The sequence below is a fragment of the Micromonospora sp. BS32 genome (assembly GCF_059089345.1).
In genome coordinates this window covers 307,692-334,416 of sequence record NZ_JBSSHR010000002.1, presented here as the reverse complement: position 1 = coordinate 334,416, position 26,725 = coordinate 307,692, and the positions used below count along the sequence as shown (strand labels likewise).

General features: G+C 71.6%; 30 protein-coding genes, 1 tRNA gene and 1 riboswitch. Of the genes, 16 read left to right on the top strand and 15 right to left on the bottom strand.

Annotation, left to right across the window (positions count from 1 at the left end):
- Position 1: 1 nt before the first annotated feature.
- Both AC5RWQ_RS04315 and pknB read left to right on the top strand, forming a co-directional pair.
- The gene (locus AC5RWQ_RS04315) at positions 2-1,429 is read left to right on the top strand and encodes a serine/threonine-protein kinase (protein WP_494281429.1); all 1,428 of its coding nucleotides are present in this window, start codon (positions 2-4) and stop codon (positions 1,427-1,429) included.
- On the top strand, positions 1,426-3,252 hold the full coding sequence (gene pknB, locus AC5RWQ_RS04310) for a Stk1 family PASTA domain-containing Ser/Thr kinase (RefSeq protein ID WP_494281428.1): 1,827 nt from the start codon (positions 1,426-1,428) through the stop codon (positions 3,250-3,252). Before AC5RWQ_RS04315 ends, pknB begins: the two co-directional genes overlap by 4 nt.
- A gap of 69 nt (positions 3,253-3,321) precedes the next feature.
- On the opposite strand, the gene AC5RWQ_RS04305 is transcribed toward pknB, so the two are convergent.
- From AC5RWQ_RS04305 to AC5RWQ_RS04290, 4 genes are read right to left on the bottom strand one after another with little or no spacing between them, the layout of a single operon-like run.
- Positions 3,322-3,972: an aminodeoxychorismate/anthranilate synthase component II gene (locus tag AC5RWQ_RS04305; RefSeq protein WP_494281427.1), complete on the bottom strand. Its 651-nt coding sequence runs from the start codon at positions 3,970-3,972 to the stop codon at positions 3,322-3,324.
- A 5-nt stretch (positions 3,973-3,977) separates the two neighbouring features.
- Complete coding sequence (locus AC5RWQ_RS04300) at positions 3,978-4,253, bottom strand: hypothetical protein (protein ID WP_494281426.1); 276 nt, start codon at positions 4,251-4,253, stop codon at positions 3,978-3,980.
- An 8-nt stretch (positions 4,254-4,261) separates the two neighbouring features.
- A complete protein-coding gene (locus tag AC5RWQ_RS04295) occupies positions 4,262-6,109 on the bottom strand; it encodes a class E sortase (RefSeq protein ID WP_494281425.1) in 1,848 nt (615 codons plus the stop codon).
- Positions 6,106-6,912 carry a DUF881 domain-containing protein gene (locus tag AC5RWQ_RS04290; protein ID WP_494281424.1) on the bottom strand — a complete coding sequence of 269 codons (807 nt, stop codon included), beginning with the start codon at positions 6,910-6,912 and terminating at the stop codon, positions 6,106-6,108. Before AC5RWQ_RS04290 ends, AC5RWQ_RS04295 begins: the two co-directional genes overlap by 4 nt.
- A gap of 231 nt (positions 6,913-7,143) precedes the next feature.
- Here AC5RWQ_RS04290 and AC5RWQ_RS04285 point away from each other — a divergent pair, with 231 nt between their 5' ends.
- The 6 genes from AC5RWQ_RS04285 (at position 7,144) to AC5RWQ_RS04260 (ending at position 14,869) form a co-directional block, all read left to right on the top strand.
- Entirely contained in the window at positions 7,144-7,407 is a 264-nt protein-coding gene (locus tag AC5RWQ_RS04285) for a cell division protein CrgA (protein WP_334493286.1), read from the top strand.
- A gap of 288 nt (positions 7,408-7,695) precedes the next feature.
- Positions 7,696-9,894 (top strand): (Fe-S)-binding protein, encoded by a 2,199-nt coding sequence (locus AC5RWQ_RS04280; protein ID WP_494281624.1) that lies wholly within the window; start codon positions 7,696-7,698, stop codon positions 9,892-9,894.
- Between the two features lie 151 nt (positions 9,895-10,045).
- Positions 10,046-11,353, top strand: a complete 1,308-nt coding sequence (locus tag AC5RWQ_RS04275) for a hemolysin family protein (protein ID WP_494281623.1) — start codon at positions 10,046-10,048, stop codon at positions 11,351-11,353.
- Positions 11,346-12,350, top strand: a complete 1,005-nt coding sequence (locus AC5RWQ_RS04270) for a hemolysin family protein (RefSeq protein WP_494281423.1) — start codon at positions 11,346-11,348, stop codon at positions 12,348-12,350. The genes AC5RWQ_RS04275 and AC5RWQ_RS04270 overlap by 8 nt, the downstream gene beginning before the upstream one ends.
- A gap of 168 nt (positions 12,351-12,518) precedes the next feature.
- On the top strand, positions 12,519-13,514 hold the full coding sequence (locus AC5RWQ_RS04265; RefSeq protein ID WP_494281422.1) for a C40 family peptidase: 996 nt from the start codon (positions 12,519-12,521) through the stop codon (positions 13,512-13,514).
- A gap of 165 nt (positions 13,515-13,679) precedes the next feature.
- Positions 13,680-13,816: riboswitch (cyclic di-AMP (ydaO/yuaA leader) on the top strand.
- Between the two features lie 12 nt (positions 13,817-13,828).
- On the top strand, positions 13,829-14,869 hold the full coding sequence (locus AC5RWQ_RS04260; RefSeq protein ID WP_494281421.1) for a C40 family peptidase: 1,041 nt from the start codon (positions 13,829-13,831) through the stop codon (positions 14,867-14,869).
- Positions 14,870-14,912: 43 nt separating this feature from the next.
- Here AC5RWQ_RS04260 and dcd read toward each other — a convergent pair whose 3' ends face one another.
- Entirely contained in the window at positions 14,913-15,491 is a 579-nt protein-coding gene (dcd, locus tag AC5RWQ_RS04255; RefSeq protein ID WP_494281420.1) for a dCTP deaminase, read from the bottom strand.
- Positions 15,492-15,570: 79 nt separating this feature from the next.
- Here dcd and AC5RWQ_RS04250 point away from each other — a divergent pair, with 79 nt between their 5' ends.
- Entirely contained in the window at positions 15,571-16,128 is a 558-nt protein-coding gene (locus AC5RWQ_RS04250) for a pyridoxamine 5'-phosphate oxidase family protein (protein WP_494281419.1), read from the top strand.
- A 70-nt stretch (positions 16,129-16,198) separates the two neighbouring features.
- On the opposite strand, the gene AC5RWQ_RS04245 is transcribed toward AC5RWQ_RS04250, so the two are convergent.
- Positions 16,199-17,185, bottom strand: coding sequence for a zinc metalloprotease (locus tag AC5RWQ_RS04245; RefSeq protein WP_494281418.1), 987 nt, complete (start codon positions 17,183-17,185; stop codon positions 16,199-16,201).
- A gap of 233 nt (positions 17,186-17,418) precedes the next feature.
- Between AC5RWQ_RS04245 and AC5RWQ_RS04240 the strand changes: the two genes are divergently transcribed.
- From AC5RWQ_RS04240 to AC5RWQ_RS04230, 3 genes are all read left to right on the top strand, one after another.
- Positions 17,419-17,492, top strand: a tRNA-Gly gene (locus AC5RWQ_RS04240).
- A 267-nt stretch (positions 17,493-17,759) separates the two neighbouring features.
- Positions 17,760-18,068, top strand: coding sequence for a hypothetical protein (locus tag AC5RWQ_RS04235; RefSeq protein WP_494281417.1), 309 nt, complete (start codon positions 17,760-17,762; stop codon positions 18,066-18,068).
- A gap of 320 nt (positions 18,069-18,388) precedes the next feature.
- Positions 18,389-18,544, top strand: coding sequence for a hypothetical protein (locus tag AC5RWQ_RS04230; RefSeq protein ID WP_494281416.1), 156 nt, complete (start codon positions 18,389-18,391; stop codon positions 18,542-18,544).
- Positions 18,545-18,788: 244 nt separating this feature from the next.
- Here AC5RWQ_RS04230 and AC5RWQ_RS04225 read toward each other — a convergent pair whose 3' ends face one another.
- Entirely contained in the window at positions 18,789-19,283 is a 495-nt protein-coding gene (locus AC5RWQ_RS04225; RefSeq protein WP_494281415.1) for a GNAT family N-acetyltransferase, read from the bottom strand.
- A gap of 190 nt (positions 19,284-19,473) precedes the next feature.
- Between AC5RWQ_RS04225 and AC5RWQ_RS04220 the strand changes: the two genes are divergently transcribed.
- Entirely contained in the window at positions 19,474-19,968 is a 495-nt protein-coding gene (locus AC5RWQ_RS04220) for a DinB family protein (protein WP_494281414.1), read from the top strand.
- Positions 19,969-19,998: 30 nt separating this feature from the next.
- On the opposite strand, the gene AC5RWQ_RS04215 is transcribed toward AC5RWQ_RS04220, so the two are convergent.
- The 7 genes from AC5RWQ_RS04215 to AC5RWQ_RS04185 all read right to left on the bottom strand — a co-directional run bounded on the left by AC5RWQ_RS04215 (position 19,999) and on the right by AC5RWQ_RS04185 (position 23,710).
- Entirely contained in the window at positions 19,999-20,448 is a 450-nt protein-coding gene (locus tag AC5RWQ_RS04215; protein WP_494281413.1) for a hypothetical protein, read from the bottom strand.
- 91 nt (positions 20,449-20,539) lie between these two features.
- Positions 20,540-20,872 carry a YciI family protein gene (locus AC5RWQ_RS04210; RefSeq protein ID WP_494281412.1) on the bottom strand — a complete coding sequence of 111 codons (333 nt, stop codon included), beginning with the start codon at positions 20,870-20,872 and terminating at the stop codon, positions 20,540-20,542.
- A 117-nt stretch (positions 20,873-20,989) separates the two neighbouring features.
- The gene (locus AC5RWQ_RS04205) at positions 20,990-21,691 is read right to left on the bottom strand and encodes a dihydrofolate reductase family protein (protein ID WP_494281411.1); all 702 of its coding nucleotides are present in this window, start codon (positions 21,689-21,691) and stop codon (positions 20,990-20,992) included.
- Positions 21,692-21,794: 103 nt separating this feature from the next.
- The gene (locus AC5RWQ_RS04200) at positions 21,795-22,316 is read right to left on the bottom strand and encodes a P-loop nucleotide/nucleoside kinase family protein (protein ID WP_494281410.1); all 522 of its coding nucleotides are present in this window, start codon (positions 22,314-22,316) and stop codon (positions 21,795-21,797) included.
- Between the two features lie 62 nt (positions 22,317-22,378).
- Positions 22,379-22,873, bottom strand: a complete 495-nt coding sequence (locus tag AC5RWQ_RS04195) for a nucleotidyltransferase domain-containing protein (RefSeq protein ID WP_494281409.1) — start codon at positions 22,871-22,873, stop codon at positions 22,379-22,381.
- 85 nt (positions 22,874-22,958) lie between these two features.
- Complete coding sequence (locus AC5RWQ_RS04190) at positions 22,959-23,357, bottom strand: VOC family protein (RefSeq protein ID WP_494281408.1); 399 nt, start codon at positions 23,355-23,357, stop codon at positions 22,959-22,961.
- The gene (locus AC5RWQ_RS04185; RefSeq protein WP_494281407.1) at positions 23,354-23,710 is read right to left on the bottom strand and encodes a DUF1801 domain-containing protein; all 357 of its coding nucleotides are present in this window, start codon (positions 23,708-23,710) and stop codon (positions 23,354-23,356) included. Before AC5RWQ_RS04185 ends, AC5RWQ_RS04190 begins: the two co-directional genes overlap by 4 nt.
- Before the next feature lie 124 nt (positions 23,711-23,834).
- Here AC5RWQ_RS04185 and AC5RWQ_RS04180 point away from each other — a divergent pair, with 124 nt between their 5' ends.
- The 3 genes from AC5RWQ_RS04180 to AC5RWQ_RS04170 all read left to right on the top strand — a co-directional run bounded on the left by AC5RWQ_RS04180 (position 23,835) and on the right by AC5RWQ_RS04170 (position 26,249).
- Positions 23,835-24,722, top strand: coding sequence for a LysR family transcriptional regulator (locus tag AC5RWQ_RS04180; protein ID WP_494281406.1), 888 nt, complete (start codon positions 23,835-23,837; stop codon positions 24,720-24,722).
- A gap of 17 nt (positions 24,723-24,739) precedes the next feature.
- Complete coding sequence (locus AC5RWQ_RS04175; RefSeq protein WP_494281405.1) at positions 24,740-25,297, top strand: NUDIX hydrolase; 558 nt, start codon at positions 24,740-24,742, stop codon at positions 25,295-25,297.
- A 70-nt stretch (positions 25,298-25,367) separates the two neighbouring features.
- The gene (locus AC5RWQ_RS04170; RefSeq protein ID WP_494281404.1) at positions 25,368-26,249 is read left to right on the top strand and encodes an LLM class flavin-dependent oxidoreductase; all 882 of its coding nucleotides are present in this window, start codon (positions 25,368-25,370) and stop codon (positions 26,247-26,249) included.
- A 3-nt stretch (positions 26,250-26,252) separates the two neighbouring features.
- On the opposite strand, the gene AC5RWQ_RS04165 is transcribed toward AC5RWQ_RS04170, so the two are convergent.
- Positions 26,253-26,684, bottom strand: a complete 432-nt coding sequence (locus AC5RWQ_RS04165) for an ASCH domain-containing protein (protein WP_494281403.1) — start codon at positions 26,682-26,684, stop codon at positions 26,253-26,255.
- Positions 26,685-26,725 lie beyond the last annotated feature (41 nt).

Here is a 26,725-nt window from a genome sequence, read left to right as displayed (position 1 = left end):
CATGCTCAGCCCCGGCGTCCAGCTCGGCAACCGCTACCGCCTCGACGAGCGGATCGCCAGCGGTGGCATGGGCGACGTCTGGCGCGGCACCGACCAGGTGCTGGGCCGTACGGTGGCGGTGAAGAGCCTGCTCCCGGCGCTGCTCGACGACCCCGACTTCGCCGAACGGTTCCGTGGCGAGGCCCGGACCATGGCCACCATCAACCACCCCGGCGTGGTCGATGTCTACGACTTCGGCAGCGACCAGCAGATCGCCTTCCTGGTGATGGAGTACGTCGAGGGCGACGCGCTCTCGGCCACCCTGAGTCGGGTCGGCCGGCTCACCCCCGCCCGGACGATGGCCCTGCTCGCGCAGGCCGCCGAGGCGCTGCACGCCGCGCACGAGAAGGGCATCGTGCACCGCGACGTGAAGCCGGGCAATCTGCTGGTCCGGCCGAACGGCACGCTGGTGCTGACCGACTTCGGCATCGCCCGCTCCGACATGGTCGCCCAGCTCACCGCCGCCGGCTCGGTGCTCGGCACCGCCTCGTACATCTCGCCCGAGCAGGCCACCGGCGCGGTGGCCACGCCCGCCTCCGACGTCTACGCGCTCGGCGTCGTCGCATACCAGTGCCTGGCCGGCCGGCGTCCCTTCGAGGGCGACAACCCGCTCGAGATCGCGATGAAGCACGTCCGCGAGGCTCCCCGGCCGCTGCCCGGCGACATCCCGCCCGCGGTGAGGGCGATCGTGGAGCGGGCGCTGGCGAAGGACCCGGCGCACCGCTGGCCGAGCGCCGCCGCGCTGGCCGCGGTGGCCCGCCAGGCCAAGGCGGCCCTGTCGCAGCAGGCGCGGACCGGTGGGCAGGCCCGCCCGATCTCCGCCGCGCCGGCCTCACCGGGCGCGCCGGTGGCCCGCGCGCAGGTCCCCACGGCCCCGCACCAGCAGCCGGCCCGGCCCTCTGCGGCGGCCCACCAGCCCCGCCCGCCGGCAACCGGGCAGGCCCGACCGCCGGTGGTGGCCCGACAGCCGCAGCCGCCCGGGCTCGCGCCGCGGCCGCCGGCCCAGACCCTGCCGCAGCCTCGACCGCCGGCCGGCGCGCCGGGCCAGACCCGCGGTGCGGCCGCCGTGCCGTCGGCACCGGGGCGCCCCGTCGGGTACGCCCCGGCGGTGACGAACGCCGCTCCGGCGCGTCGTTCCAGGTCAGGGATGGTGACTATCGCCATTCTGCTGGCCGTACTGGTTCTGGTCTGCTCCGGCGTGGTTTCCTACCTTGCGCGGCAGGGCGCGCTGACCGGTGATCCCGGCGCATACCGGCCGCTGAGTGTTCCGACCGGCGCGGTGAGCGCGGGCGGACGCGACGATCTGGCCCGGACGTCGTACCGTCGGGTGGTATGGCTCCGAACGGGTGGCGGCGAGACGACGACGAGCGAAGGACGACGAACGCGATGACAGCGCAGGCCCGCCTGCTCGGTGGCCGATATCAGGTCGGCGAGCTGCTCGGCTACGGCGGCATGGCCGAGGTGCACCGCGGTCGTGACCTTCGGCTCGGGCGGGACGTCGCGATCAAGATGCTCCGCGCCGACCTCGCCCGGGACGCCACGTTCCAGATGCGGTTCCGTCGGGAGGCGCAGAACGCCGCCTCGCTGAACCACCCGGCGATCGTGGCCGTCTACGACACCGGCGAGGAGACCGCCCCGACCGGCGAGACCCTGCCGTTCATCGTGATGGAGTTCGTCAACGGGCGGACCCTGAAGGAACTCCTCGGCGTCGAGAGCCGGTTGCAGCCGCGCCGGGCGCTGGAGATCTGCGCCGACATGTGCGCGGCGCTGGAGTTCAGCCACCGGCACGGGATCATCCACCGGGACGTCAAGCCGGGCAACGTGATGCTCACCCAGACCGGTCAGGTCAAGGTGATGGACTTCGGCATCGCCCGGGCGCTGGCCAGTGGCGCCACCACGATGACCCAGACCAGCGCGGTGATCGGCACGGCCCAGTACCTCTCGCCGGAGCAGGCCCGCGGCGAGGCCGTGGACGCCCGCTCCGACGTCTACGCCGCCGGCTGCGTGCTCTTCGAGCTGGTCTGCGGGCACCCGCCGTTCGTCGGCGACAGCCCGGTCAGCGTCGCCTACCAGCACGTACGGGAAGCCCCGCCGACGCCGAGCGACATCAACCCGGACGTCAACCCGGCGGTCGACGCGATCGTGCTCAAGGCGCTGTCGAAGAACCCGCTCAACCGCTACCAGAGCGCCGGCGAGATGCGGGCCGACCTGCTCCGGGCGGCCGCGGGCCGACCGGTGATGGCCACCCCGGTCATGCCGCAGGAGGAGACCGCGCACCTGGCGCCGGCTGCCGGGGCGGGGTACCCGACCCAGGTGGCGGGTGCGCCCACCCGGCAGATCCCGGCCCGGGTCGGCGACCCGCAGCGGCGCAAGAGCTCGGGCTGGGTGATCGCGGCCTTCGCGGCGCTCGGCGTGCTCGCGGTGATCGCGTTGGTCGCGGGCCTGCTGATGCAACAGAACAAGAAGGACGTCGAGCAAGTCGCGGTGCCGAACCTTGTCGGACAGCCGCAAGCGGCCGCCTTCACCGCACTCAACGACGCCGGTCTGGTGCCCGTCGCGGGCGAGCAGGTGCGCGCGGACAACTGCACGAAGGGGGCTGTCACCGGGCTGAACCCGCCCGCCGGCGTGAAGCTCGACCCCGGCACGAAGGTGTCGGTGAATGTCTGCGCCGGCAGGGAGCCGGTCACGATTCCGCCGGGCCTGACCAATTCGCCCTACGAGAACGTGAAGCAGCAGCTGGAGAGCCTCGGCCTCAGGGTCAGGCTTGAGGAGGACGAAACCAGCGCCAAGGGTGCTGGTGTGGTGATCAGCGTGGAGCCGCGTTCCGGCACCGAGGTTCCGGCGGGCTCCGAGGTGAAGGTCACCTACTCGAAGGGCAACGTCGTCCCCGTACCGAACGTGGTCGGTCTGACCAGGGAGGAGGCGGAGCAGCGACTCAAGGAAGCCGGGTTCAGGGTGAACACCGACCTGGGTGACGAGGCCAAGCCCGGGCAGGAGCCCGGCAGGGTGCTCAGCCAGGACCCGAAGGGTGGGGCCAAGAAGGCGAAGGGTACGAAGGTGACCATCGTCGTCAGCGTGCCCGCAGCCACCCAGGAGCCGACGTCGCCGACGGCCACGCCCACCGAACCCACTCCGACTCCGACCGGCGGCACCGGTACCGGCGGCGGCTTCCCGATCCCCACCACGCCCCCGGCCCGCCTCCCCGGCGAGTAACCGGCGCATCCAGACAGACCCACCCGGTCCCTGACAAGGGGACCGGGTCGAGGTCTTCGTGAGGCGATATCAGCTGGTGGCGAAGGCGGCGCGCCGCCGGGCGTCCACCTCGGCGGCCAGCTCCGGCGCGCGCTCCAGCGCCTCCGGGTGACCGCACGCGGCCAGCCAGTTCGCCAGCATCAGGTGGCCGCCCTCGGTGAGCACCGACTCCGGGTGGAACTGGACGCCCTCGATCGGCAGCGTGCGGTGCCGCATCGCCATCACCACGCCAGAGCCGGTCCAACCGGTGACCTCCAGCTCGTCCGGGAGCGTCTCGGGGAGCACCGCCAGCGAGTGGTACCGGGTCGCGGTGAACGGGTCGGGCAGGCCGGCCAGGACGCCGACCGAGTGGTGCCGGACCTCGGAGGTCTTGCCGTGCAGCAGCTCGGGTGCCCGGGTCACGGTGGCGCCGAACGCCTCACCGATCGCCTGGTGACCGAGGCAGACCCCGAAGATCGGCAGCTCGCCGGCGTACTGCCGGATGACGTCCAGGCAGATGCCGGCCCGGTCCGGGCTGCCCGGCCCCGGCGAGAGCAGGACGCCGGCCGCGCCGACCCGGCCTACCTCGGCCACGTCGATCTCGTCGTTGCGCCGGACCTCGCAGTCGACGCCGAGCTGGCCGAGGTACTGGACCAGGTTGAAGACGAACGAGTCGTAGTTGTCGATGACCAGGACACGCATGGGGCTCACTCGTTCGGGGAGGTCGGCGGGGTGTTGTTCTCGTCGGTGTCGTACGGCAGATCGTGCTCGTCGCCCGTGGGGGCGTCCTGGTCGACGCCGGAGTCCCCGCCGGGGGTGCCCGAGTCCTGGGTGACCTGCACGTCGTCGAAGGGCAGCAGCGGCTCGGCCCACGGGAAGACCACGTACCAGAGCAGCGCCACCGTGGCGGCGGCGAGCAGTACCGAGCCGATCAGCTTGCCGGCCAGGCCGAAGGGCAGCTTGCGCCAGATCCAGGAGTACATCGGGGTCCTCAGGCTCCCAGCTCCACCGGTCGTCCCGCCGACTTCGGCTGGCTGTGGTCCAGCTCGGCGTGCACGATCAGGCGCTGGTAGTTGTCGAACTTCGGGTTGCAGGTGGTGAGGGTGAGCAGCTTCCTCGTCGGCTTGGCGCCGGGATTCATCGGCACCGGCGCGACCACCTCGACCTGGTCCGGACGGACGATCCGGCTCTTGTAGACCTTGTAGATGTACCAGTCGGTCTGGCCCTCGACCACGATCACGTCGCCGTTGTTCAGCTCGTCCAACCGCCAGAAGGTGGCCCGGTTGCGGTGTCCGGCGACGGAGAAGTTGCCGACCTTCCCGGGCAGCGCGCTCTTCGGATAGTGGCCGGGGGCGTACCGGATGTCCTTCTGGGTGACGCCCTCGACGACCACCCAGCTCTTGTCCAGCTTGGGGATGTAGAGCCCGGCGATCGGCTTGCCCTCCACCACCTTCAGCGGCTTGGCCGCCGCCGTGGGCGACGGGCCGACGGTCGGGTCTCCGGTGGGGCCCCACGCCTGCGCCAACTGCTGGCTCAGGTCGTTCTGGTGGGCGTCGACGATCGCCGACTTGCCCCAGATCTCGTAGCTGGCGAAGAGGAGCACCACCAGACCGAAGGTGATCAGCAGCTCGCCGGTGATCCGGACGCCGGTGCGGATCCGGGAGGCGATGGTGGGCCGGGTCAGCTCCGAGTAGACGCTCTTGTACCCCTCGCCGGTCTGCTCGGGGCGGAGTTGGACCACCCGTTCGCCCCGGCGGGGCTGCGGCGGCTCGGCCGGCGGGGTGGGCTGGGTGCCGTCGGGCTTGGGGGTGGGTGGGACGGCGCCCATCAGCGCCGTCGAGTCCAGCGGCGGGTGCTGCGGCTGCGGCCGCCCGGTCACCGCAGGGATCACCGCGGTGGCCGCCGGGTCCGCGGGCCGCTCCGGGCCCCGGACTCCGGCCGCCGGCTGGCCGAGGTCGGGCGCGGCCGCCCGGGGTACGCCGTCGTAGGAGGCCGCGCGCGGGGTGCCGGCGCCTTCCGGCGTGGCCGTCCGGGGTGTGCCGTCGTAGGAGGCCGAACGCGGAACGGCGACACCCTCCGGCCGGGTCGGCCGGAGCGGGGCGTCATCACGCGACGGCGTGCGGGTCGGTCCGTCGTCCGCCGTGCCGGATCGCACGCCACCCTCCGGGGCTGCCGACGACGAGCCGGGGCGGGCGGCACCGTGGGCCGGGGCGGTTGGCCGGTCGGTGACCCGGGGGATGAACGCGGTGGGCGCCTCGACGGGCGCGGCGGGGCGTACCCCGGCGGGTGGCTGCTGCTCGGCTCGGATCGGCGCGGACCCGCGACCCGGCGCAGCGGGGCGGTCGGGACCGGCCGACGGGCCCGGCGCGGCGGGCGTACGCCGGACGGCCGGCGGACCGGCGGGCGGCTGCGTGGGCGGCGTCGCGGCCGGCGCGGGAGGCTGCGTGGCCGGCGTGGCCAGCGGCGTGGTCGGTGCCGGCGGTCGGGACGCGGCGTTGCCCGGCTTGCCCGGCCACGCGGGCGGCGCGGGCCGGCTCGGTTCGGCCGGCGCGTCCGCCCGGAGGGTGCCACCGGCGCGCGACGGACCCGTCGGCTGCCCGGGACCGGAGTTCGGCGCGGTCGGGCGGCGCGTGGTGTCGGCGGGCGTCGGCGTGGGGCGCTGCGCGGGCGGCGCGTCGGCGGCCGGCGACCGGCGGGGCGGCAGTACCGGGTCGGGCCAGGGGCCGGTCGGGCCGGGGCCCCCCGGCGGGGTCGGCGCGGAGCGTTCGACCCGGGGGATGAAGGTGGTCTCGTCCTCGCTCTGGTCGCGGTGACGTGCGTCGCCGCCTTCCCGGGTCATCGGGGCACCGTCGCCGATCGCAGCGCCGTCGAGTCTTTGAAGGCGGGCACGGTCACCGTGGCGACGTTTTCCGAGTAGCCCAGCTTGTAGTGGTCGACCGCCTGCTTGAACAAACCGACTCCCTCAGAGCCGGCGAGGGCCTGCTGGAGGGCAGCGGGATCGCCGATTGCTACGATCTTGAACGGTGGGGAGTACACCCGGCCATGCAGCAGCAGGGTATTCCCGACGCAGCGTACCGCGCTGGTGGAGAGCACGCGGACGTCCATGATTGACATGGCCTCCGCGCCCCCGGCCCAGAGCGCGTTCACGACCGCCTGGACATCTCCCTGGTGGACGACCAGGTCGTCGTTGGTGGCACCTTTGGGCAGGGTCCCGTCGTCGCGTCGGGGCGCGTCGTTGAGCTCGACGATCACCCCGCGGCCGGTGAGCTCGGTGAAGCCGGCCGCCTCCTGGCTGGCCTCGGCGCGGTCCCGCTGCCCCTTGATCGGGCCGTCCGCGTCGGCCAGCGCGGCGGTCTGGCCCTCGACCTCCTCGCGCAGCCGGGCGGCCCGCAGCTCGCTCGCCGCGACCTGCTCCCGCCGGTCCTCGATGAGCTGGGTCAGGTGGGGTCGCCGGTCCTCGCGCAGGGCGGTGCCGCCGGCGGTGGTCGCGGTGGTGGTGAAGAGCAGCCCGGCCGCTGCGGCGATCATCGGCACCCCGATCGACCAGCCCGACCGTCGCTGCCGTCGACGCCGTGGCAGCAGGGCAGCGACCGCTCGCCGCATGGCCTTCTGCCAGGACGCGGCGCCGGATGTGTACTCCACCGAGCGTTCCTTCCCCGTCGTCTGGTTGCTGCCCGCCACGGCGCGGGCCGGCGTTTCCGTGCCCGCCCGGTCCACCCGTTCGGCGTCACTGCGTGCACCGGAGTGACCCCATTCGTGGCTTGGACGGCCCGTCGGGACTACGCTAGCTGTCGAACATTATTGGCCATGGACCGTCGCCCCCGCGCCCGGTTGTCAGGCCGGACGAGGTCGTCACCCCCTCTGGAGAGCGCCGTGCCCAAGTCTCAGGTCCGCAAGAAGAAGGTGTACACCCCGCCGACGGACGTGCGTCCGACGGCGACAGCGGCGACGCGCAAGCCTAGCCCGGTGTGGCTGCCGGCGACCGCCGTCGCGTTGATCGTGGGCGGCATCGGCTGGCTGGTCGTCTACTACCTCTCCGAGCAGGAGTACCCGGTCGCCTCGTGGGGCTACTGGAACCTGCTGGTCGGCTTCGGCGCGATGGTCGCCTCGCTGATCCTGCTCTCTCGCTGGCGCTGACCGCCCCCGGGCGCTGCACGGCACGATCCAGGTCACCTGACGCAACCCCTGCCCGGCGCCTCGGCGCCGGGCACCCTATGGTGTGCGCAGGGCGGCGTGGCCGGATGCGAGATGACTCACGTTACTGCTGGGTAACGTTGCGCGTAGGCTGCACTGCATGACCGAGCGGAGCGAGGTCATCGACCGGTCCGGTCACGGGTGCGGCAGCGGCGTCACGCCGGTCCCGCACTGACCCGGCCCCCGGTTGCCGAGCCGCTCGACCAGGCAGCAGACCGGGAGGCCAACTCGATGGGCAGCGTCCAGATCGTCACCACGATCCTCGCGGCCGCCATCACCGCCGTGGCGGTGTGGCTTGCGGTGCGTGCGGTCATGAAGATGACGGCAGTCATCCGACTGGGGCAACCCGCGCCGGAGCGGTTCACCGACAAGGGCGCCCGCACGAAGACCATGCTGGTGGAGACCCTCGGCCATACCCGCATGCTCAAGTGGAGCGTGGTGGGAGCGGCGCACTGGACCGTGATGGTCGGGTTCGTCGTGCTGTCGCTGCTGGTGCTCGAGGCGTACTTCGAGGTCGTCACCCCGGCCGGCGGGCTGCCGATCATCGGACACTGGACGATCTTCGGCCTGGCCACCGAGATCATCGGCGTGCTGGGCCTGGTCGGCATCCTGGTGCTGATGGCGATCCGGCTGCGCAACCGGCCGACCCGACCGGGCGGGCGCTCCCGGTTCACCGGCTCGACCATGTGGCAGGGCTACTTCGTCGAGTGGATCGTGCTGCTGGTCCTGATCTTCGGCTTCGTGATCCGGGGCTTCAAGGTCGCCACGGACCACTTCGAGTACCCGGTCTGGGCCACGCCGGTCAGCCACGCCGTGGGCGCGGTGCTGCCGGACTGGCAGGACGGCGCCAGCGTCGCCGCTCTCATCAAGATCATCATTTCGATGACCTGGCTCATCGTCATCTCGCTCAACGTCACCATGGGCGTCGCCTGGCACCGGTTCCTGGCCTTCCCCAACATCTTCTTCAAGCGCGAGCCGGCCAAGCCCGCCGGCTCCGGCCTCGGGGCGCTGCGCCCGATGATGAGCGAGGGCAAGCCGCTCGACTTCGAGGAGGCCGACCCGGAGAAGGACCAGTTCGGCGTCGCCCAGGTCGAGCAGTTCACCTGGAAGGGCCTGCTGGACTTCAGCACCTGCACCGAGTGCGGCCGCTGCCAGTCGCAGTGCCCGGCCTGGAACACCGGCAAGCCGCTCTCGCCGAAGCTGCTGATCCTGAGCCTCCGCGACCACGCGTACGCCAAGGCGCCGTACCTGCTGGCCGGCGGCGGCAAGGACCTGACCGGTGAGGAGAAGGCCACTCAGGCGCAGCTCGCCCACCTCGACGTGCTGTCGCTCGCCGAGGGTGACAAGCCGCTGATCGGCACGGCCGAGGAGGGCGGGGTCATCGACCCCGACGTGCTCTGGTCGTGCACCACCTGCGGCGCCTGCGTCGAGCAGTGCCCGGTCGACATCGAGCACGTCGACCACATCGTCGACATGCGCCGTTACCAGGTGCTGATCGAGTCGAGCTTCCCGTCCGAGGCCGGCGTCATGCTCCGCAACCTGGAGAACAAGGGCAACCCGTGGGGCGCCCCGCAGAACACCCGCGAGGACTGGACCAAGGGCCTGGACTTCGAGGTGCCCCGGGTCGGCGAGGTCGAGGACTTCGAGTACCTGTTCTGGGTCGGCTGCGCCGGCGCGTTCGAGGACCGGGCCAAGAAGACCACCCGGGCGGTGGCCACGCTGCTCAACGAGGCCGGCGTGAAGTTCGCCATTCTCGGCGAGGGTGAGACCTGCTCGGGCGACCCGGCCCGCCGGATCGGCAACGAGTTCGTCTTCCAGATGCTCGCCCAGCAGAACGTCGAGACCCTCAACGAGGCGTTCGAGGGGCGCGAGAAGGCCAAGCGCAAGATCGTCGCCACCTGCCCGCACTGCTTCAACACCCTCGGCAACGAGTACGGCCAGCTCGGCGGCGAGTTCGAGGTCGTGCACCACACCCAGCTCCTGGCCCACCTCGTCTCCACCGGCAAGCTCACCCCGGTGCAGCCGGTCGACGGTGGCGTGACCTACCACGACCCCTGCTACCTGGGCCGGCACAACCGGGTCTTCGCCGCCCCGCGCGAGGTGCTCGGCGACGCCATCGCCGGGGAGCTCACCGAGATGCCGCGCAACAGCGAGCGCTCCTTCTGCTGCGGCGCCGGCGGCGCCCGGATGTGGATGGAGGAGAAGATCGGCAAGCGGATCAACGTGGACCGGGTCGAGGAGGCCATGTCCACCGGGGCGAAGACGGTCGCCGTCGGCTGCCCGTTCTGCTCGACGATGCTCAACGACGGGGTCAACGGCAAGGGCGCCGACGAGGAGGTCGAGGTCATCGACGTGGCCAGCGTGCTGCTCCGCTCGGTCAAGCCGGACGCCCCGCAGGGCGAGAAGGAGGCCGAGCCGGTCGCCGGCTGAGGTCGTACCTTCGACGCGCGCACGCACGACGGCGGCGGCACCCACGAGGTGCCGCCGCCGTCGTCTGTCCAGGGGCGGGCGGGCGAACTTCTACCGCCGCGTGGCCCGTGGGACAATCTCGCTCATCGACGGACTCTTGCTCGGCACGCTGTTGCCCCTGGTCGGCTTCGTGCTGCTGACCGCCGGCAACGCGTTCTTCGTGGTCGCCGAGTTCGCCTTGGTCACCGTCGACCGCGCCGAGATCGACCGGCGGGCCGACGCCGGTGACAGCTCGGCGGCCACCGTACGCCGGGCGCTGCGCGAGCTTTCCTTCCAGCTCTCCGGTGCGCAGCTGGGCATCACCCTCACCGCGCTGCTCACCGGCTATCTCGCCGAGCCGGCGCTGGCCCGGCTCTTCACCCCGCTGCTGCGACCCCTGGGCGACGTCGAGCGGTTCAGCCCGCTGCTCGCCCTGGCCCTGGCCACGCTGATCTCGATGCTCTTCGGCGAGCTGGTGCCGAAGAACCTGGCGTTGGCCCGGCCGATGCCGACCGCGCTGGCCACCGCGGGGCCGATGCGGACCTTCGCCCGGACCTTCGGCTGGCTGATCCACGCCCTGAACGCCTCGGCGAACCGGCTGGTCCGCCAGCTCGGGGTGGAACCCCAGGAGGAGCTGGCCAGCGCCCGCTCCCCGGAGGAGCTGGGCCTGCTGGCGGCCATCTCGGCCCGGGCCGGGGCGCTCCCGCCGGACACCGCGATGCTGCTGCGCCGCACCATCCGCTTCGGCGACAAGCGGGCCGCCGAGGCGATGACCCCGCGGGTCGACGTGATCGCGCTGCGGGCCACCGCCACCGTCGCCGAGCTGCTGGAGGCGTCCCGGGCCACCGGGCGGACCCGCTTCCCGGTCTACGAGGAGACCCTGGACCTGGTCACCGGCGTCGCCGGGGTGCCCGACGCGCTCGGCGTGCCGCTGGCCCGCCGAGCTTCCACGACGGTCGCAGCGGTGGCCAGGGAGCCGGTGTACGTCCCGGAGAGCCTTGACCTCGACGGTGTCCTGGCCGCGCTGAAGGACGCCGGCGCCGACCTGGCCATCGTGGTCGACGAGTACGGCGGCACGGACGGCGTGGTGACCGTGGAGGACCTGGTCGAGGAGCTGGTGGGGGAGATCGCCGACGAGTTCGACCCGGCTGCCGTGGCGGACGCCGACGCGGCGGAGTTGACCGTGCCGGGCGGCGAGCGGACCGTTCTCGCCGACGGGGTGCTGCGCGAGGACGAGCTCGCCGAGCTGACCGGCTTCCGGCTGCCCGAGGGGCCGTACGAGACGCTGGCCGGGTTCCTGATGGCCCGGCTGGGTCACATCCCGGTGCCCGGCGAGACGGTCGAGGACTCCGGGTACGAGTTCACCGTCGTCGAGGTGGAGCGGCACCGGATCGAACAGGTCCGGGTGGTCCGCCCCGAGGAGCCGGACGGCGATGACTGAACTGCTCGTGGCGGTCGTCCTGCTGCTCGGCAACGGGTTCTTCGTGGGCAGCGAGTTCGCGCTGATCGCGTCCCGCCGTACGGCGGTGGAACCCCTCGCCGCGACCTCGAAGCGGGCCCGCTGGGCGCTGTCGGCGATGAACCAGATCCCGCTGATGATCGCCGGAGCGCAACTCGGCATCACCATCTGCTCGCTGGGCCTGGGCGCGATCGCCGAGCCGGCCCTGGCGCACCTGCTGGAGCCGGTCTTCCACGCGGTGGGACTGCCGGACGGCCTGGTGCACCCGATCTCCTTCCTGCTGGCCCTCGGCGTGGTGGTGTTCCTGCACACCGTGGTCGGCGAGATGGTGCCGAAGAACATCACGCTGGCCGGGCCGGAGACGTCAGCGCTCTGGCTCGGGCCGGCCATGCTGGCCTTCTGCGTGGCGACCAAGCCGCTGCTGGTGGCCATGAAGTGGGCGGCCCGGCTGGTGCTGCGGCTGTGGGGGGTGGAGGCGACGGAGGCGGTGAAGACGGTCTTCACCGCCGAGGAACTGGCCGGGCTGGTGTCCCAGGCGCGGACGGAGGGGCTGCTCGACGCGGAGGAGCACGCCCGGATCACCGGGGCGCTGGCGCTGCACCGGCGGACGGCCGCGGACGCCCTGCAACCCTGGTCCACGGTGACCACGGTGGCCGAGGACGTCTCGCCGGCGTCGCTGGAGGTGCTGGCCACCCGGACCGGCCGGTCGCGCTTCCCGGTGGTGCAGCGGTCGACCCGCCGGGTGCTGGGCTTCGTGCACGTCAAGGACGTCCTGGGGTACGCGGGGACGTCCCGCCGGGCACCGGTGCCCGCCGACGTCTACCGGCCGCTGGCGGTGGTGCCGCCGGACCGTACGCTGGCCGATCTGCTGCTGGCGATGCGCCGCGAGCGGCGGCACATGGTGCTGGTGAGCGACGGCCGGCGTCCGCTGGGTGTCGTCACGCTCGACGACGTATTGACCGCGATCGTTGGAAAATGAGCGAACACCCTTTGTGTGCAGCCGATTGCGCAGACAGGATGGAATGAAGACCCACCTTGATTCCGCTGCGTGACACCCCTAATGTTGCACCGGCCGCTGTGGGTCGTCTGCCTCCTTCTTCCCCCTAGCGAGGCGCCCGGCGGTCGGTTGCAAAGGAGTCGATGACCGGTGGCAACCATGCCCCCCCATCGTCAGCCCACCCGTCCGGCGGGCCTGCGCCGGGTCGTCCACCGCCTGCTCACCCTGGTCGCGGCGGTCGCCGTCGGCGCCGGGATGCTCGCCGTGCCGGCGCACGCCGCGCCCTCGCCGGAGGAGATCGAGGCGGCGATCGACAAGCAGTGGGAGCAGCTTGAGCCGACCATCGAGGACTACAACAAGGTCCGGGCCCAGCTCAAGGTCAACCGCAAGAAGGCCGCCGAGCTGCAGAAGAAGATCGAGCCGCTGGCGTTGCAGAGCGAGCTGGCGATGAACCAGGTCGGCGACCTTGCCTCGCGGTACTACATGACCGGCCCCTCGCAGGAGATCAGCGCGCTGCTGGTCAACACCCAGCCCGGCACGCTCGCCGAGCAGCTGACCATCCTGGACCGGCTCGCCGCGCAGCAACGCAAGCAGGTGGAGGGCGTCCTCGCGGTGCGCCGCAAGTACGACGGCGAGAAGAAGAAGCTCGACGCGCTGATCGCCGCCCAGGCCAAGCAGGAGAAGGACCTGGCGGCCAAGAAGACGAAGATCAACGCCGAGATCAAGCGGCTCCAGGCGTCGATGCCGAAGACCGTGGTCAAGGTAGCCGGCTGCCCGACCGTCGAGGGCGTGGTGAGCAGCGCCGCGCGCACCGCCATCCGGACAGCCTGCGCGCAGGTCGGCGACCCGTACGTCTGGGGCGCCACCGGGCCGAGCTCGTTCGACTGCTCCGGCCTCACCCAGTACGCCTACAAGGCGGCGGGGATCTACCTGACCCACTTCACCGGCGCCCAGTGGAGCGAGGGCAGGTCGGTGTCGCGTTCCGAGGCCCGCCCCGGCGACCTGGTCTTCTTCTTCAGCGACCTGCACCACGTCGGGTTGTACCTCGGCGACGGGCTGATGGTGCACGCGCCGCGGACCGGCAAGCCGGTCCAGGTGGCAAAGATCGCGTACATGCCCGTCGCGGGCTTCCGCCGGGTCACCTGACACCCGGTACGACGCACGAAGGGCCCCGGCACCGCCGGGGCCCTTTTCGCCATCTGCGCGTCGTCGACACGGAGTGTCACGGCCAGGCGGGTTGCGGATCGATAACGGTCGTCTCTACTCTGGTCATTCGTCGGCTGCCACAGGTCCGTCCAACCCGGGCGGTAACGGCCGGCACCGCCGAGTCGCCTCCGGGCGAGCCGGGGACCCAGGTACGCCGGGGTGAATCCGCAGCCACTGCGGTAGGGCGCTCCCTTCCCGCCCGAACCCGTCAGCTAACCCGGTAGGCGGTCACGGAAGAAGGAGCACGGAACCCGGTGGCACACCATGCCCCGCGGCCACCGTCGCGTCGGTCGACCCAGGTCGACCGGTGGACGGCTGCGCCGCGATCACGCTGGTCCCGCTTCACCACCGTCCTCGCCGCCCTGGCCGGGGTCGCGGTCGTTTTGACCGGCGGCGCCACCGCGGCGCACGCCGACCCGTCGGTCACCGAGATCGAGCGGCAGATCGACGAGGACTGGAACCGCCTCGAACCGATCATCGAGCAGCACAACGCCACCCGCCAGGACCTGGCCGTCAAGCGCCGGCAGGCCGACGCGCTGGCGCGGCGGATCGAACCCCTGCAACGCCAGGTCGACCTGGCGATGGACCAGGTCAGCGGGCTCGCCGTCGAGGCGTACAAGGGTGAGCACGTCTCCACGGTCAACGCGGTGCTGGGCAGCCGGTCGCCGAGCGACGTGGTGGCCGGCCTGGAACTGCTCGACCGGTTCGCCCGCCGCCAGCAGCAGGAGGTGCGCACCGTCGTCGAGCTGCGCGACCAGCTCGCCGCGAAGAAGAAGCCACTGGACGAGATGGTTGCCCAGCTGGCCCGGACCGAGGCGCAGCTCGCCGCCAAGAAGAAGCAGATCGACACCGAGATCGCCCGGCTCCAGAAGCTCCGGCTCAAGGTGTACGGCAGCGGTGGCGGCGGCCCGCTGCGCCCCGCCCCCTGCCCTGCCGGTTACCCGGGCGGCCCGGCCGGGATCGCGGTCAAGTTCGCCTGCGCCCAGATCGGCAAGATCTACGTCTGGGGGACCGCCGGCCCGGACCACTACGACTGCTCGGGCCTGACCATGGCCGCGTGGGCGAAGGCCGGTGTGTCGCTGCCGCACAACGCCCGGCAGCAGCGGGCGGTCACCGCGCGGATCGACCGGTCCGCGCTGCGTGCCGGCGACCTGGTCTTCTACTACGCCGACCTGCACCACGTCGGGATGTACGTCGGCGGGGGTTGGGTGGTGCACGCCTCTCAGTCCGGCGAGCCCATCAAGATGAAGCGCGTCGACGACGGCCCGATCAACAGCTACGGCCGGCCCGGCTGATCAATCGGCAAGGGGTTCCCGTCGAGCGGGGGCCCCTTGCCCGTCAGCGGGTGGGCCAGGTACGCCAGTGCTGCCAGGACCGGCTCGGGGTCGGGCCGCGCTGCCCCTGGTAGCGCGAGCCGTAGACCGCCGAACCGTACGGGTGCTCGGCCGGCGACGAGAGCCGGAAGATGCAGAGCTGGCCGATCTTCATGCCCGGCCAGAGGGTGATCGGCAGGTTCGCCACGTTCGACAGCTCCAGCGTCACGTGCCCGGAGAAGCCGGGGTCGATGAAGCCGGCGGTCGAGTGGGTGAGCAGGCCGAGCCGGCCCAGGCTGGACTTGCCCTCCAGCCGGCCCGCGAGCTGGTCGCCGAGGGAGATGACCTCCAGCGTGGAGGCGAGCACGAACTCCCCCGGGTGCAGGACGAACGGCTCGCCCTCCGGCACCTCGACCATGGAGGTCAGGTCGTCCTGCTGCACCGCCGGGTCGATGTGGGTGTAGAGGTGGTTGTTGAAGACCCGGAAGAGCCGGTCGAGGCGCACGTCGATGCTGGACGGTTGCACCAGCGTGGGCTCGAACGGCTCCAACCCGAGCGTTCCCGCCTTGATCTCGGTGACCAGGTCCCGGTCGGAGAGCAGCATCGGCACACCATATCGAAACGGTCCGGGCGATCTGCGCGTCGGACTGCGCATTCGTACACCTGTTCGATAGACTGTCCGCATGGCTTCCTGGTCCGACTTCGCCGCCGACGAGCCCCGCCTCGCCGATGGGATCCGCCTTCTCCTCCAGCAGTACGGGCCGGGCTTCGGCTACCTGGCCACCGTCCGCGCCGACGGTGGGCCCCGGGTGCACCCGGTCTGCCCGCTGATCACCGAGGACGGGCTCTACTGCTTCGTGGTCGACTCGCCCAAGCGCCGCGACCTCGAGCGCGACGGTCGTTACGCGCTCCACTCGTTCCCGCCGGAGGAGACCGACGACGAGGCGTACGTCGCCGGGCTAGCCCGGCCGGTCGTCGACCCCGTGCGGATGGCCCGGGTGGCCGAGATCGGTCGGGCCGCACCCCAGGTCGACTGGCGGCTCTTCGAGTTCAGCATCGACGTGGCGATGCTGACGCGGCGCGGCCACGGCGGCGCCTGGAGCCCCGAGGGTGGCCGGCCGGCCGTCCAGGTCTGGCTCGACCCGCGCGCCGCGCATCAGGTCGCCGACACCGGCGTACCCGATCAACGGCCGACCCGACGTGGCCGGCACGGCTTCGACACCCGCCGCACGGCCGCCTGACCCCACAAACCGCGGTGCCGGCCCCGCCGTGAGACGGAGCCGGCACCGGCGTGTTGTGGTGCTGGGTTTGTCAGGCCGCGCGGTAGGCGTTCCACGCGGTCAACATGCGGCTCGCCTGACCAGGGGTGAACTGGTACATGCACGAGTCGTAGGTGTAGTCCATGAAGTTGGTGATCGGGTCCAGGCCGGCCGCGGTGCAGGTGTCCCGACCGGTCGGGCACTGGAACGCCGCGGAACCCTCGGCCGGGGTGTCGTCGACGCTGTCACCCGAGCCGGAGCACCCACCCTGGAAGGTGTGGTAGAGGTTCAGCCAGTGGCCGATCTCGTGGGTGCCGGTGTCGCCCTGGTTGTAGTTGGTGGCGGTGCCACCGGGCAGCGACTCGCTCAGCACGACCACACCGTCCATGCTGTCGAGCTTGCGCTTCGGGAACGTGGCCCAGCCGAGCAGGTTGTCGCTGAGCTCACCCAGGTACATGTTCAAGGTGTTCTTGCCACCCTGGCGCAGCTGGGTCTTCATCGCCCGCTCGGCGCTGGAGCCCTGGACGATCGGGTACCACGCTGGGTTCGTCACCCGGTTGATGCTCTGGAGCTGGAAGCTGAAGGCGGTGGCGGCGCCGCCGGTGGCGCCGCTGTAGGCCTGGTTGAGCACGCTGATCTGGGACGTGATCAGCGAGTCCGGGATGTTGCCGCCGGCGCGGGTGCCGTCCCGCTGGATCACGTGCACCACGACCGGGACGGTCACCGTGGCGAGGGTGGTCGCGCCGGCGCCGGCGCGGAAGTTGGCCCGCTCACGAAGCGCGGTGGCGAGGTCCGCCTCGCGCTCGCGGACCTGCTTCGCGGTCAGCTCGTTGGGCTCGTGCTTGGCGATCCCGCCCTTCTTGATCCGGGCGTCCGAGTGGACGTCGGCCGGCTCGGCGCAGGAGGCTCCGCCGGGAGCGGCGGAGAAGGCGGAAGCAGCGGGAACGACGCCTACGGCAGCGGTGCTGAGCAGCAACGCGAGGGTCGTCGACGCGACACCGGCGGCACGCCGGGTCAGCAGGTTGGGACGGAGTCCCATGGGCCCACCTCTTTCTCGCGGCACGACAGGGGGTGTGTCGCACCGTGGCTGGGAACGTGGGGGTGACGTTACAACCCATCGACAGATTTGAGAACGGTCATATGTTGCCGTTGTGAAACTTTTGCACTGGGGCGGCTACCCTTCGGACTCCATCGACCACCGTGGGTCAGCGGCGGCGCGCCGGGGTACCTGGGTGCGCGGGCTCGGTGACCTCAGGTACAGTGGTGCCGCCTGCGGGTGTAGTTCAATGGCAGAACATCAGCTTCCCAAGCTGACAGTGCGGGTTCGATTCCCGTCACCCGCTCCACGATCGAGGCCCTGGTCAGGACGCGAGTCCCGGCCAGGGTCTTCGACGTTGCGCGTCGTACGCCGATGACCCCCCGGGGGCCCAGTCCTGGGCACCTACCCGGGCGGTTGACGTCGGAGACTTGGCCCGGGCCACGATGTGCGGGCTCACGGCGGAGATGGGCTTCGGGCAGAGGAGCGGTTAACCGGCAGCGCCAAGGGATACCGACAAGGACAGCGGCGACGGCAGGGCCAGCGATGAGAGCCGAGCACGGACTAACCTGACGCGGTGTCAATCGAGAGCAGCGAGTTCGAGGCCTGTCGGCGGCTTTTCACCTACCGTGCGGGCATCTGGCTCTACCGTTTGGCGATCCTCTTGACTGTTTTTCCGTTGCCGTTCCGGGCGGCGGGTGTGCGGCTGATGTCCCCACAGGGGGCGGCGACGATGGCTGCCGTTGGCGTCATCCTCGTGTTCGCCGGCCATCGTCTCGTTCTCCGCTCCCATCAACGAGCGGGGTACTTCGGCGACGGCTACGACCCGCTCCGGCCGCCGGGCGGCCTGGTTGCCCGAGACGTGTTCCGCCTGACGTTCTGGTAACCGCATCGGTGCGACCAGCCTGCGGTGGTTGTGCCGGGCTGGTGAGCCGAGCGGAACGACCTGGAACCGGTCTGCGGGCCCGTTGAGATGGGCGACGATGGCCAACTACGGTCAGCTCCCGGGCGTGGCGGCCAGCATGGCGACGCAGGTAAAACCAGGTCACTGCCGAGAGACTTCCGCCCATGTCCACACTTCCGAGACTGTCTGGCACCGTGACGGACGGGAGACCGACTGGGGGAGACATGAGCAAGAAGTGTCGATACATCGGTCCTCCCAGCGCGAAGGGGCCGTTCAGGAGTGCGCCTGAGCAGGCGGACCGCTTGACGCTGATTGACCGCTGGGGCAATTTCGTGCTGGATCATCCACCGATTTTCGTGTATCCCGGCGAGAGAATCTGGACCGAAGACGGCCGCCTCCTGGTGGTACAGCGGCTGGATGGGCGAGTGGACGCCTACCCCGGCTTCGTGAACCGCTGAACATCGCGACGTCCGGTCGTGCAGGGGGCTGCGGTGTGCCATTGGGCCAGGACGACAGTCCCAGCCGGGGCCATCGATGTTCCAGGTTCAGGGGTCATGCCGCGTGTCCTTCGCCTGCTCTTCACGGCTCCGATCAGCCAGCCCCGAAGCCCCGGAAGGTGCCAGGCTCGTCAACGCCGTTGGCGAAGCCCATGTTCGCCATGGTCAGGTTGCTGAACGTCTACGCGATCGGCAGCCGCCGCCGCTAAGCAGCGAGGCTCTTGACCATGAGGTGCTCCCGACGGATGCCGTCGGGCATGAGGTCGCCCAGCTCCCCTGTCTCCCGGAAGCCGTTCCGCCGGTAGAGCGCCCAGGCGTTCTTGTTGCCCTCCACCACGGCCAGCCGCAGCGTTCCCGCGCCCGCCTGCCGTGCCCACTGCTCGACCACACTCAGGAGATGGTCGCCCACGCCCCGGCCACGTCCCAGCGGCGCGACATACATCGAGATCAGCTCGACGACGCCCTCCTGACCGGCCGGCAGCCCACTGGCCATGCCGACGGGCTGCCCGTCGAGCATCGCCACGATGTTGTACGAGCCGGGGATGGCCAGCCGACCGCGCCAGCGTTCCTCACGGTCGCCGTCGCCCTGCCATTCCGCCAGCTGGGAACCGAATGCGTACGCCGCCTCCGTCAGCGCGGCGAGCCGCAGTTCCCGCCAGACCTTCCAGTCGCCCTCGGTGAGCACACGCGTCTCGATCACGCGGTAAGGCTGCCGCAGGTGCGGAAACCAGGCAACGCCGTTTCCGCTGATCCAGCGGGGGCCCGGCCCAGGACAGGCTTCCTCGCTGGGCCTCAGTCGTTGAGGTTGCTCCTTGCGCTCGTCGTACCCGCCCCTCAGCATCCTTGCTACGAGGCTCAGCACTGTCGGTACCTATCGGTAGCGTGCCGGCATGACGGAAATCGATGTGGAGAAGACCGCGCTGCACGAGTTTCTGACGTTTCAGCGGGCCAGCGTTCTGGCCATCCTGGCGGACCTCGACGAGGCCGCGCTACGCAAGCCCGTCCTCCCCTCGGGATGGACGCCACTGGGGCTGGTGGAACATCTCGGGTACGCGGAACGGCACTGGTTCCAGCAGATCTTCACCGGCTCGGCCGCGCCGCTGCCCTGGCCGGACGGCGATCACCCACCGCTCACCACGCCTCGCCCGCTGTCCCTCGTCTACGGCTTCTACCGCGACCAGTGCCGTATCTCGGACGAGACAATTGCCCTCACGCCGCTCACGGCCGCACCCGCCGGCAGGCATCCGGAGGAGCCACTGGCGTCGCAGACCACGGATCTGCGCCGGATCATGCTGCACATGATCGAGGAGACTGCCCGCCACGCCGGTCACCTGGACGCCGTCCGCGAGCTGATCGACGGGCGTACCGGCCTGGGGCCGCGATGATCAACGTGGAGACGCGCCGTGCCGGGGGGTCTACACCGCCTCCGCTGGACGGGGTCGCTCTCGCAGGTACTTTCGGGCACGTGGCACCGGGTCGTGTGCATACTGCGCCGGCATGCGGGAGGCGTGATCGGCACAGAATCGCCGAAGGGTCGACGTGATCGGTAGCAGCTCCCAGGGCGGGTGCGGCTCGTACTCCGCGGTGGCGCGCATCAGCTCGGGCAGCGGCGTCCAGCCGTCGTGGTCGAAGGCCCAGCGACCGTTGCTGATGATCACGTGACTGACGTAGGGCTCGCCGAGCTGACGTAGGCCCACGACGCCGAAACCGGCGGAGGCGTACCGCTCGACGGCGACAAAGGCGAGCACATGGCATGCGCCGGCGGCGAAGAACGCCTGGTCCGACCGCTGCCAGGACAGCAGTTGGTCGGCGCGTTCGGCCTGGGTGCGACGGAATTTGGCAGCAGGAGTGTAGGGCGTCCCCATGCCGGCAGTATCCGTCAAGCACCCACATCAGCGATCCTGGCCGCCGTCGCGGCGCTGACCTGTCGATGGGCGGGCGGGGGAGATTCAGCACCTACGGCGACTCCTGCAACGGCCATACCTCGACCACGCCGTGCGCGACGGCGCAGGGCGTACGCGACACGATGTCGATGGCCTCGGCCAGCGTCGCTGCTTCGACGACGGCGAACCCGGCTACGGGAAGGGAGGAGGACATGAATGGTCCGTCCGCCGTGGTCACCCCCGCGCCGTCGTGGTTCCGGACCTGCACGGGCGGGCCGGCGAGGCCCATCTCCACCCCGTCCTGCCGGAGGCGGGCGTCATGCGCGTGCGCCGTGTCCCGCACGGCTGCGTCGGTGCGGTCGTAGCCCGCTTGGTCGCCGTACCCGATGGTCACGAACCTCGCCACAGCAAACTCCTCCCGTTCAGCTTTGGTCGACCGACTCCATCATGTACGCCGGACGGCCCTGCCCCAGGTGCCTCGCCGCCTGCGACCGGGCCGGCTTCCCGGCCACGCGTCGACCTGTCACCGGGTGACGGTGGGCCCGCCACCGCTGCCCCGGTCGTCGAGCACCAGCGGGGCGCGCCCGCCTACCGCGTAGCGGATGTGCGTGACCTGCGGCGTGTGGATGACCCGGGTCGGCGTCAGCTCGACCGCCTCCTTCTCGCCGAGGTCGAGGTCCGCGTCGAACAGCCGCAGCCCGGTCCCGAGCACGACCGGTACGACATGCAGCTCCAACTCGTCGAGCAGGCCGGCCTTGAGCACCTGGCGCACCAGGCTTCCGCCGCCGGCCACCGCGACGTCCCGGCCGCCCGCCACGGCGCGCGCCTGTTCGACGGCGCTCGCCACCCCATCGGTGACGTAGGTGAAGCTGGTGCCACCTCGGCGCATCAGCGGCTCCCGGGGACGGTGGGTGACCACGAAGACCGGCGCGCGGAAGGGCGGCTCCTCACCCCAGGGCACCTCACCGCCGTCGGCCATCCGGCGCCCCATGACGTACGCCCCGGCCGCCCCGAACGACTCGGCGATGACGTCGGAGTTCGTGTCCTGGTCCCCGCCGGCGAAGCCCTGCCGCTCTCGCCACGCTGCCGCGTCGGTCACCCAGCGGGTGACCCGGAAGAATTTCGCGCTCTCCGCCGAATCCATCCAGTCGCCATCGCCGGTGTGCCGTGGACCGGCGTAGAAACCGTCCACCGACACGGACAGCTGTGCGGTCACCTTCGTCATCAGGCACGTTCCTCTCCGTCAGGCGACACCCGTCCGGTTGCCGGCTCACTCAGGGATCGGAGCCGACAAGGCAAACGCCGACCAGAATCCGCTGTGATGACGATCACATTATGTCGTCGCCAGGTGGAAGGGGGCACGGCCGAGGGCGGGGCATCGGGTCGAAGAGCGCCAGTTCATCCGGAGTGGGGCGCTCCCGTTGGAAGAACTCCCACGCCTGCTCGAATTCCTCGTCGGTGATCCGGAAGGCCCCGGCCGGCAGGGCCGCGTTCCGCCTGCTCAGCCGATCGCGCAGTTCCCGCCTGGAGGGTTCCAGCAGGCACAGCACCACCCGGGCCCCGAGCGACTGAGCCACGGAGCGGTAACGGTCCCGCTCCTCCATCGCCCACAGCCCCCAGTCGAGGACGACGTTGGCACCGAGTGTCAGCACCCGGAGCGCCGTCGACCACTGGAGTCGTTCCACGCGATCCCGGAGGGCGTCGAGCTCCACCTCGGACGATTCGGGATGCAGCTCCCGGAGCCACTCGTCGGCGGTGAGTCGCAGGGCGTGCTGCTCCCGCTCCAGGCGCCGGGCGAGAGTCGTCTTCCCGCTGCCCTGGATGCCGCAGGTCAAGAAGAGGGTAGCCACCAGCGGACCGTACCGGCAGAGCGCTGCGCCGGCTCCAGCAGTCGCGCCGTTGGCGGTGCCTCCTACCCCTCGGCGAGTCGGTGCAGGAGAGCCAGATCCGCGCGGTCGATCTCCCGGGGCTCGTATCCGCTGTGGAACAGCACCTGTTGGTCGACCGAGATGCAGTGCACCGGGCGGCCCGCCACCACCCCACGCGTGAAGCCTTCCCTCGGCCAGCGGAAACTGCCGCCGTCCAGTCCGGCCTGGTGACCGTCGCCGGCCTCGTCGAAGGCCAGCGGGTGGAGATCCACCCGGCCGCGTCCCTCGGCGACCACCTCCACCCGGACCGGCCGCCAGTCGGTCTCGATGACGTAGCCCAGCTGGCCGAGGGCACTCAACGCGGCGGCTTCGTGCTCCTCGGCGACGGCCAGGTCCAGGTCGCGGTGCGGCCGGGTCTGCCGCCCGACCAGCGCGTCGACACCCCACCCGCCGCTGATCCAGGCCGGGCAGCCGGCGGCGGCGAGGGCGTCCAGCACGGTGTGGACCTCGTCGGAGTCCATGTCGGTGGCGTCGATCATGTCGACCTGTCTACCGGGCCGGGGGGCCCAGGGCCAGCGGAAATGCCGCGGCCCCGGCCAGGGCGGCGGACTGGCGGGGCGGCCGTCAGCGCGGAGCCTGGTCCTGCGGATACCAGCGCAGCTCCACCACGTTCCCGTCCGGGTCGCGGACGTAGACCGAGGTGGCCGAGCCCCGCGCGCCGAACCGCCGCACCGGCCCCTCGATCACGTCGAGGTCGCCGGACGGGATCAGCGACTCCCAGTCGAGCGGGGCGACGACCAGGCAGAAATGGTCCACGTTCGAGTCGCCCCGTTGGCCGTGGACCAGGTCGATGATGCTGCCGGCGTCGATGCGTACCGAGGGGAAGGGCACCCGGCCCGCGCGCCACTCGTCGACCCGGACCGGGGCCAGGCCGAGCGGGCCGGTGTAGAACGCCAGGGACCGCTCCACGTCGGCGACGGTCAGCACCAGGTGGTCGAATCCGGTCACCCGCACGCTGCTCACGCCGCCTCCCGGTCGTACGCCTGGCGGAGCCAGTCGGTGAACAGGGCCGCGTCGACCTCCGCCACCGTGCGCAGCTTGACCGAGGCCATCGACCGGGCGCCGGCCACCAGTCGGCCGGACGGGTCGGTCACCCCCTGGCCGCGCCACAGCCCCAGGGTCAGGTACGCCGGGTACGCCTTGAGCAGGCAGACCGGCCGCTGCCCCGGCCGTTCGCCGAGCCTCCAGACCGGGTGACCGTGCCACATTGCCCCGGCAGCGCCCGGCAGCGCCGCGTCGATGATCGGCAGCAGCTTCGCCCCGATCTCCCGCATCGGCTCGTCGAGCCCGCTCAGATACTCCTCCACCGTGGACATCGCTTCTCCTGTCGTTCACCTGCCGCCGAGATGCGGTACGTCCAGCCTGCTGGCGGCGGGAACCCGGACCAAGACCCGATCGGACTACGATCGTTGAACCGGATTCAACGACGGGAGCGCCAGCGTGCTGGAGCGGCACGAGGTCGACACCTTCCTGACCCTCGCCGAGGAGCTGCACTTCGGGCGGACGGCGGAGACGCTGGGGGTCACCACCGGGCGGATCAGCCACGTGGTGCGGAAGCTGGAACGGCGGATCGGCGCGCCGCTGTTCGCGCGGACCAGCCGCGTCGTCCGGCTCACCCCGATCGGCCACCGGCTCGCCGACGACCTGCGCCCGCTCGTCGCCGGCATGGACGAGGCGGTGCGGCGGGCCGTCGAGGCCGGCCGGGGCGTCACCGGCGAGCTGCGGGTGGCCTTCCTCGGCGAGTGGACGGCGCCGGTGCTGCTCCGAGCGGTCAGCCTGTTCACCGCCCGCCACCCGGACTGCGTGGTGCACGTCCACGAGGCGCAGTTGACCAACTCCCGGGCCAGCCTGCTGGACGGTTCGATCGACGTGCTGATCGCCTCGTACCCCTTCGACGGCATGGCAAACGGCCCGGCGCTGATCTCCGAGGCCCGGCTGCTCGCGGTGCCGGCCGGGCATCCGCTGGCCGCCGCCGGGTCGGTCTCCCTGGAGGTGCTCGGCGACCATCCGGTGGTGCAGTACCCGGCGGCCACCTCGGCGGAGTTCAAGCGGGACCGCACCCCGGAGCGGACCCCGTCCGGCCGGCCGGTGCCGAAGGGGCCGGTCGGTGCCACCTTCTCGGAGCTGCTCTCCCTGGTCGCGCTGGGTCGGGGCGTGCTGCCGGTGGGCGAGTTGACCCGCCGCTACCACGCCCGGCCGGATCTGGCGTACGTGCCGATCCACGACGCGCCGCCGATCCTGCGCGGCCCGGTCTGGTTGGCGACCAACACCACCGAGCGGGTACGCGAGTTCGTTCGCGCCGCCGCCGACGCGGCCGAACAGGGGTGACCGGTGCGATGCGGGTGATGGACGAGATCCGGGCCCTGGTCGGGGCGATCGACCCGCTGGACGATCTGGAGGCCGCGCACCGCGCGGAGTGCCTCGACTGGCTCGGGCGCACCGACGACGTCTTCCGCCGGGCGAAGCCGCGCACGCCGTCCCCGCACCTGGTCGCATACTTCCTGCTCCGGGATCCGGCGGACGGCGCGGTGCTGCTGGTCGACCACCGCAACGCCGGATTGTGGCTGCCCACCGGCGGTCACGTCGAGCCCGGCGAGCACCCGGCGGCGACCGTACGCCGGGAGGTGGTGGAGGAGCTGGGCGTGCCCGCGGTCTTCGCGCCGGAGCCCGGCGAGCGCCCGCTCTTCCTGACAATCACCCCGACGGTCGGGCCGCCGGCGGACCGGCACGTCGACGTGAGCCTCTGGTACGTGCTGGCGGGCCGGCGCGACCAGCCGCTCACCCCGGACCCGGGTGAGTTCCGCGCCGTGCGCTGGTGGACACCGGCCGAGGTGCTGGCGGCGGACCCCCGCACGCTGGACCCGCACCTGCCCCGGATGCTGGCGAAACTGGCCGCCGGCTGACGGGCTGACCGGCTCGGCGGGTGCGGCGGCGCAGCCGGGAGCGTCCGCCGCGGGTCGTAGGCTGCCGATCATGCGGATTGGCATCGTGATCCTTCCCGACCAGCGCTGGTCGGAGTCGCAGCACCGGTGGCGGCAGGCGGACGACTGGGGCTTCGACCACGCCTGGACCTACGACCACCTGGGCTGGCGGGACCTCGTCGACGGGCCGTGGTTCGACTCGATGGCCACGCTGACCGCCGCGGCGACGGTCACCTCGCGGATCCGGCTCGGCACCCTGGTCGCCTCACCGAACTTCCGGCACCCGGCGGCCTTCGCCCGGCAGATCACCGCGCTCGACGACGTCTCCGGCGGCCGGGTGCTGCTCGGTCTCGGCGCGGGCGGCATCGGCTTCGACTCTGCGGTGCTCGGCGGCGAGACGCTGCCGCCGCGGCAGCGGGTGGACCGGTTCGCCGAGTTCACCGAGCTGCTCGATCTGATCCTGCGGGAGGACGGCACCACCTGGCGGGGCGAGTGGTTCGCCGCGGTGGACGCCCGCAACAACCCGGGATGCGTGCAGACGCCCCGGGTGCCCTTCGTGGTGGCGTCCAACGGTCCCCGCTCGATGCGGCTGGTCGCCCGGTTCGGCCAGGGCTGGGTCACCACCGGCATCGGCGGTGACGACATGGCGGCCTGGTGGGACGGGGTGGCCGAGGTGTCCGCCCGACTCGACACCACCCTGGCGGAGGCCGGCCGCGACCCGGCCACGCTGCCCCGCTACCTGTCCCTGGACGCGGCGCCGGTCTTCTCGCTGAGCAGCGCCGACTTCTTCGCCGAGCAGGTCGCCCGGGCGGCGGCCCTGGGCTTCACCGACGTGATCACGCACTGGCCCCGGGCCAGCAGTTGGTACGCCGGCGACGAGGCGGTGCTGGTCGACGTCGCGACCCGCCTGCTGCCGGAGCTGCGTACGGCGTGATCGTCAGGTGCTGAGGTCTCCGCCGGCGATGCCGCTGTCGCCGGCGGAGACCAGCCGGAAGCGGAGGCAGGCGATCTCGGTGTCGTCGGTGACCGGGGTGCCGACCCGCGCCCAGAAGGCGGCGTGCCCCTCCCGCCACTCCTCGATGGATCGGTCACCCTCCCCTTCGGAGCGGGCGAACTCCCAGGGGACGTCGGCGAAGCGGACCACCTCCAGCCCGGTGATCTCGACGACCCCGATCAGGGTGTCGTGGTCGTCCACCAGGGCCAGCCGCTCGCCGACGTGCTCGAGCTCCTCGCCCTCCTCGGCGTACTCGGTGAGCAGCCCGGCGGTGGCGGTCTTCACTCCGGCGAGCACGAGCGTGTTGAGGTTGGCACGCACCGGCCCGGGGGTGCCGAGGGCGAGCGTGCGGAGTCCACCGATCCGAGGCCACATGCCGCCGACGCTACCCGCGTGGGTGATCACCGTCGCGACAT

Bases quoted from the DNA above. Each gene is read 5' to 3' on its own strand.
- AC5RWQ_RS04270 (WP_494281423.1), top strand. From the start codon at position 11,346: ATGACTGAACTGCTCGTGGCGGTCGTCCTGCTGCTCGGCAACGGGTTC.
- AC5RWQ_RS04220 (WP_494281414.1), top strand. From the start codon at position 19,474: ATGACGGAAATCGATGTGGAGAAGACCGCGCTGCACGAGTTTCTGACG.
- AC5RWQ_RS04280 (WP_494281624.1), top strand. From the start codon at position 7,696: ATGGGCAGCGTCCAGATCGTCACCACGATCCTCGCGGCCGCCATCACC.
- AC5RWQ_RS04195 (WP_494281409.1), bottom strand. From the start codon at position 22,873: ATGATCGACGCCACCGACATGGACTCCGACGAGGTCCACACCGTGCTG.
- AC5RWQ_RS04215 (WP_494281413.1), bottom strand. From the start codon at position 20,448: ATGGGGACGCCCTACACTCCTGCTGCCAAATTCCGTCGCACCCAGGCC.
- pknB (WP_494281428.1), top strand. From the start codon at position 1,426: ATGACAGCGCAGGCCCGCCTGCTCGGTGGCCGATATCAGGTCGGCGAG.
- dcd (WP_494281420.1), bottom strand. From the start codon at position 15,491: ATGCTGCTCTCCGACCGGGACCTGGTCACCGAGATCAAGGCGGGAACG.
- AC5RWQ_RS04205 (WP_494281411.1), bottom strand. From the start codon at position 21,691: ATGACGAAGGTGACCGCACAGCTGTCCGTGTCGGTGGACGGTTTCTAC.
- AC5RWQ_RS04245 (WP_494281418.1), bottom strand. From the start codon at position 17,185: ATGGGACTCCGTCCCAACCTGCTGACCCGGCGTGCCGCCGGTGTCGCG.
- AC5RWQ_RS04300 (WP_494281426.1), bottom strand. From the start codon at position 4,253: ATGTACTCCTGGATCTGGCGCAAGCTGCCCTTCGGCCTGGCCGGCAAG.
- AC5RWQ_RS04295 (WP_494281425.1), bottom strand. From the start codon at position 6,109: ATGACCCGGGAAGGCGGCGACGCACGTCACCGCGACCAGAGCGAGGAC.
- AC5RWQ_RS04175 (WP_494281405.1), top strand. From the start codon at position 24,740: ATGGACGAGATCCGGGCCCTGGTCGGGGCGATCGACCCGCTGGACGAT.
- AC5RWQ_RS04250 (WP_494281419.1), top strand. From the start codon at position 15,571: ATGGCTTCCTGGTCCGACTTCGCCGCCGACGAGCCCCGCCTCGCCGAT.
- AC5RWQ_RS04185 (WP_494281407.1), bottom strand. From the start codon at position 23,710: ATGTCCACGGTGGAGGAGTATCTGAGCGGGCTCGACGAGCCGATGCGG.
- AC5RWQ_RS04165 (WP_494281403.1), bottom strand. From the start codon at position 26,684: ATGTGGCCTCGGATCGGTGGACTCCGCACGCTCGCCCTCGGCACCCCC.
- AC5RWQ_RS04305 (WP_494281427.1), bottom strand. From the start codon at position 3,972: ATGCGTGTCCTGGTCATCGACAACTACGACTCGTTCGTCTTCAACCTG.
- AC5RWQ_RS04315 (WP_494281429.1), top strand. From the start codon at position 2: ATGCTCAGCCCCGGCGTCCAGCTCGGCAACCGCTACCGCCTCGACGAG.
- AC5RWQ_RS04170 (WP_494281404.1), top strand. From the start codon at position 25,368: ATGCGGATTGGCATCGTGATCCTTCCCGACCAGCGCTGGTCGGAGTCG.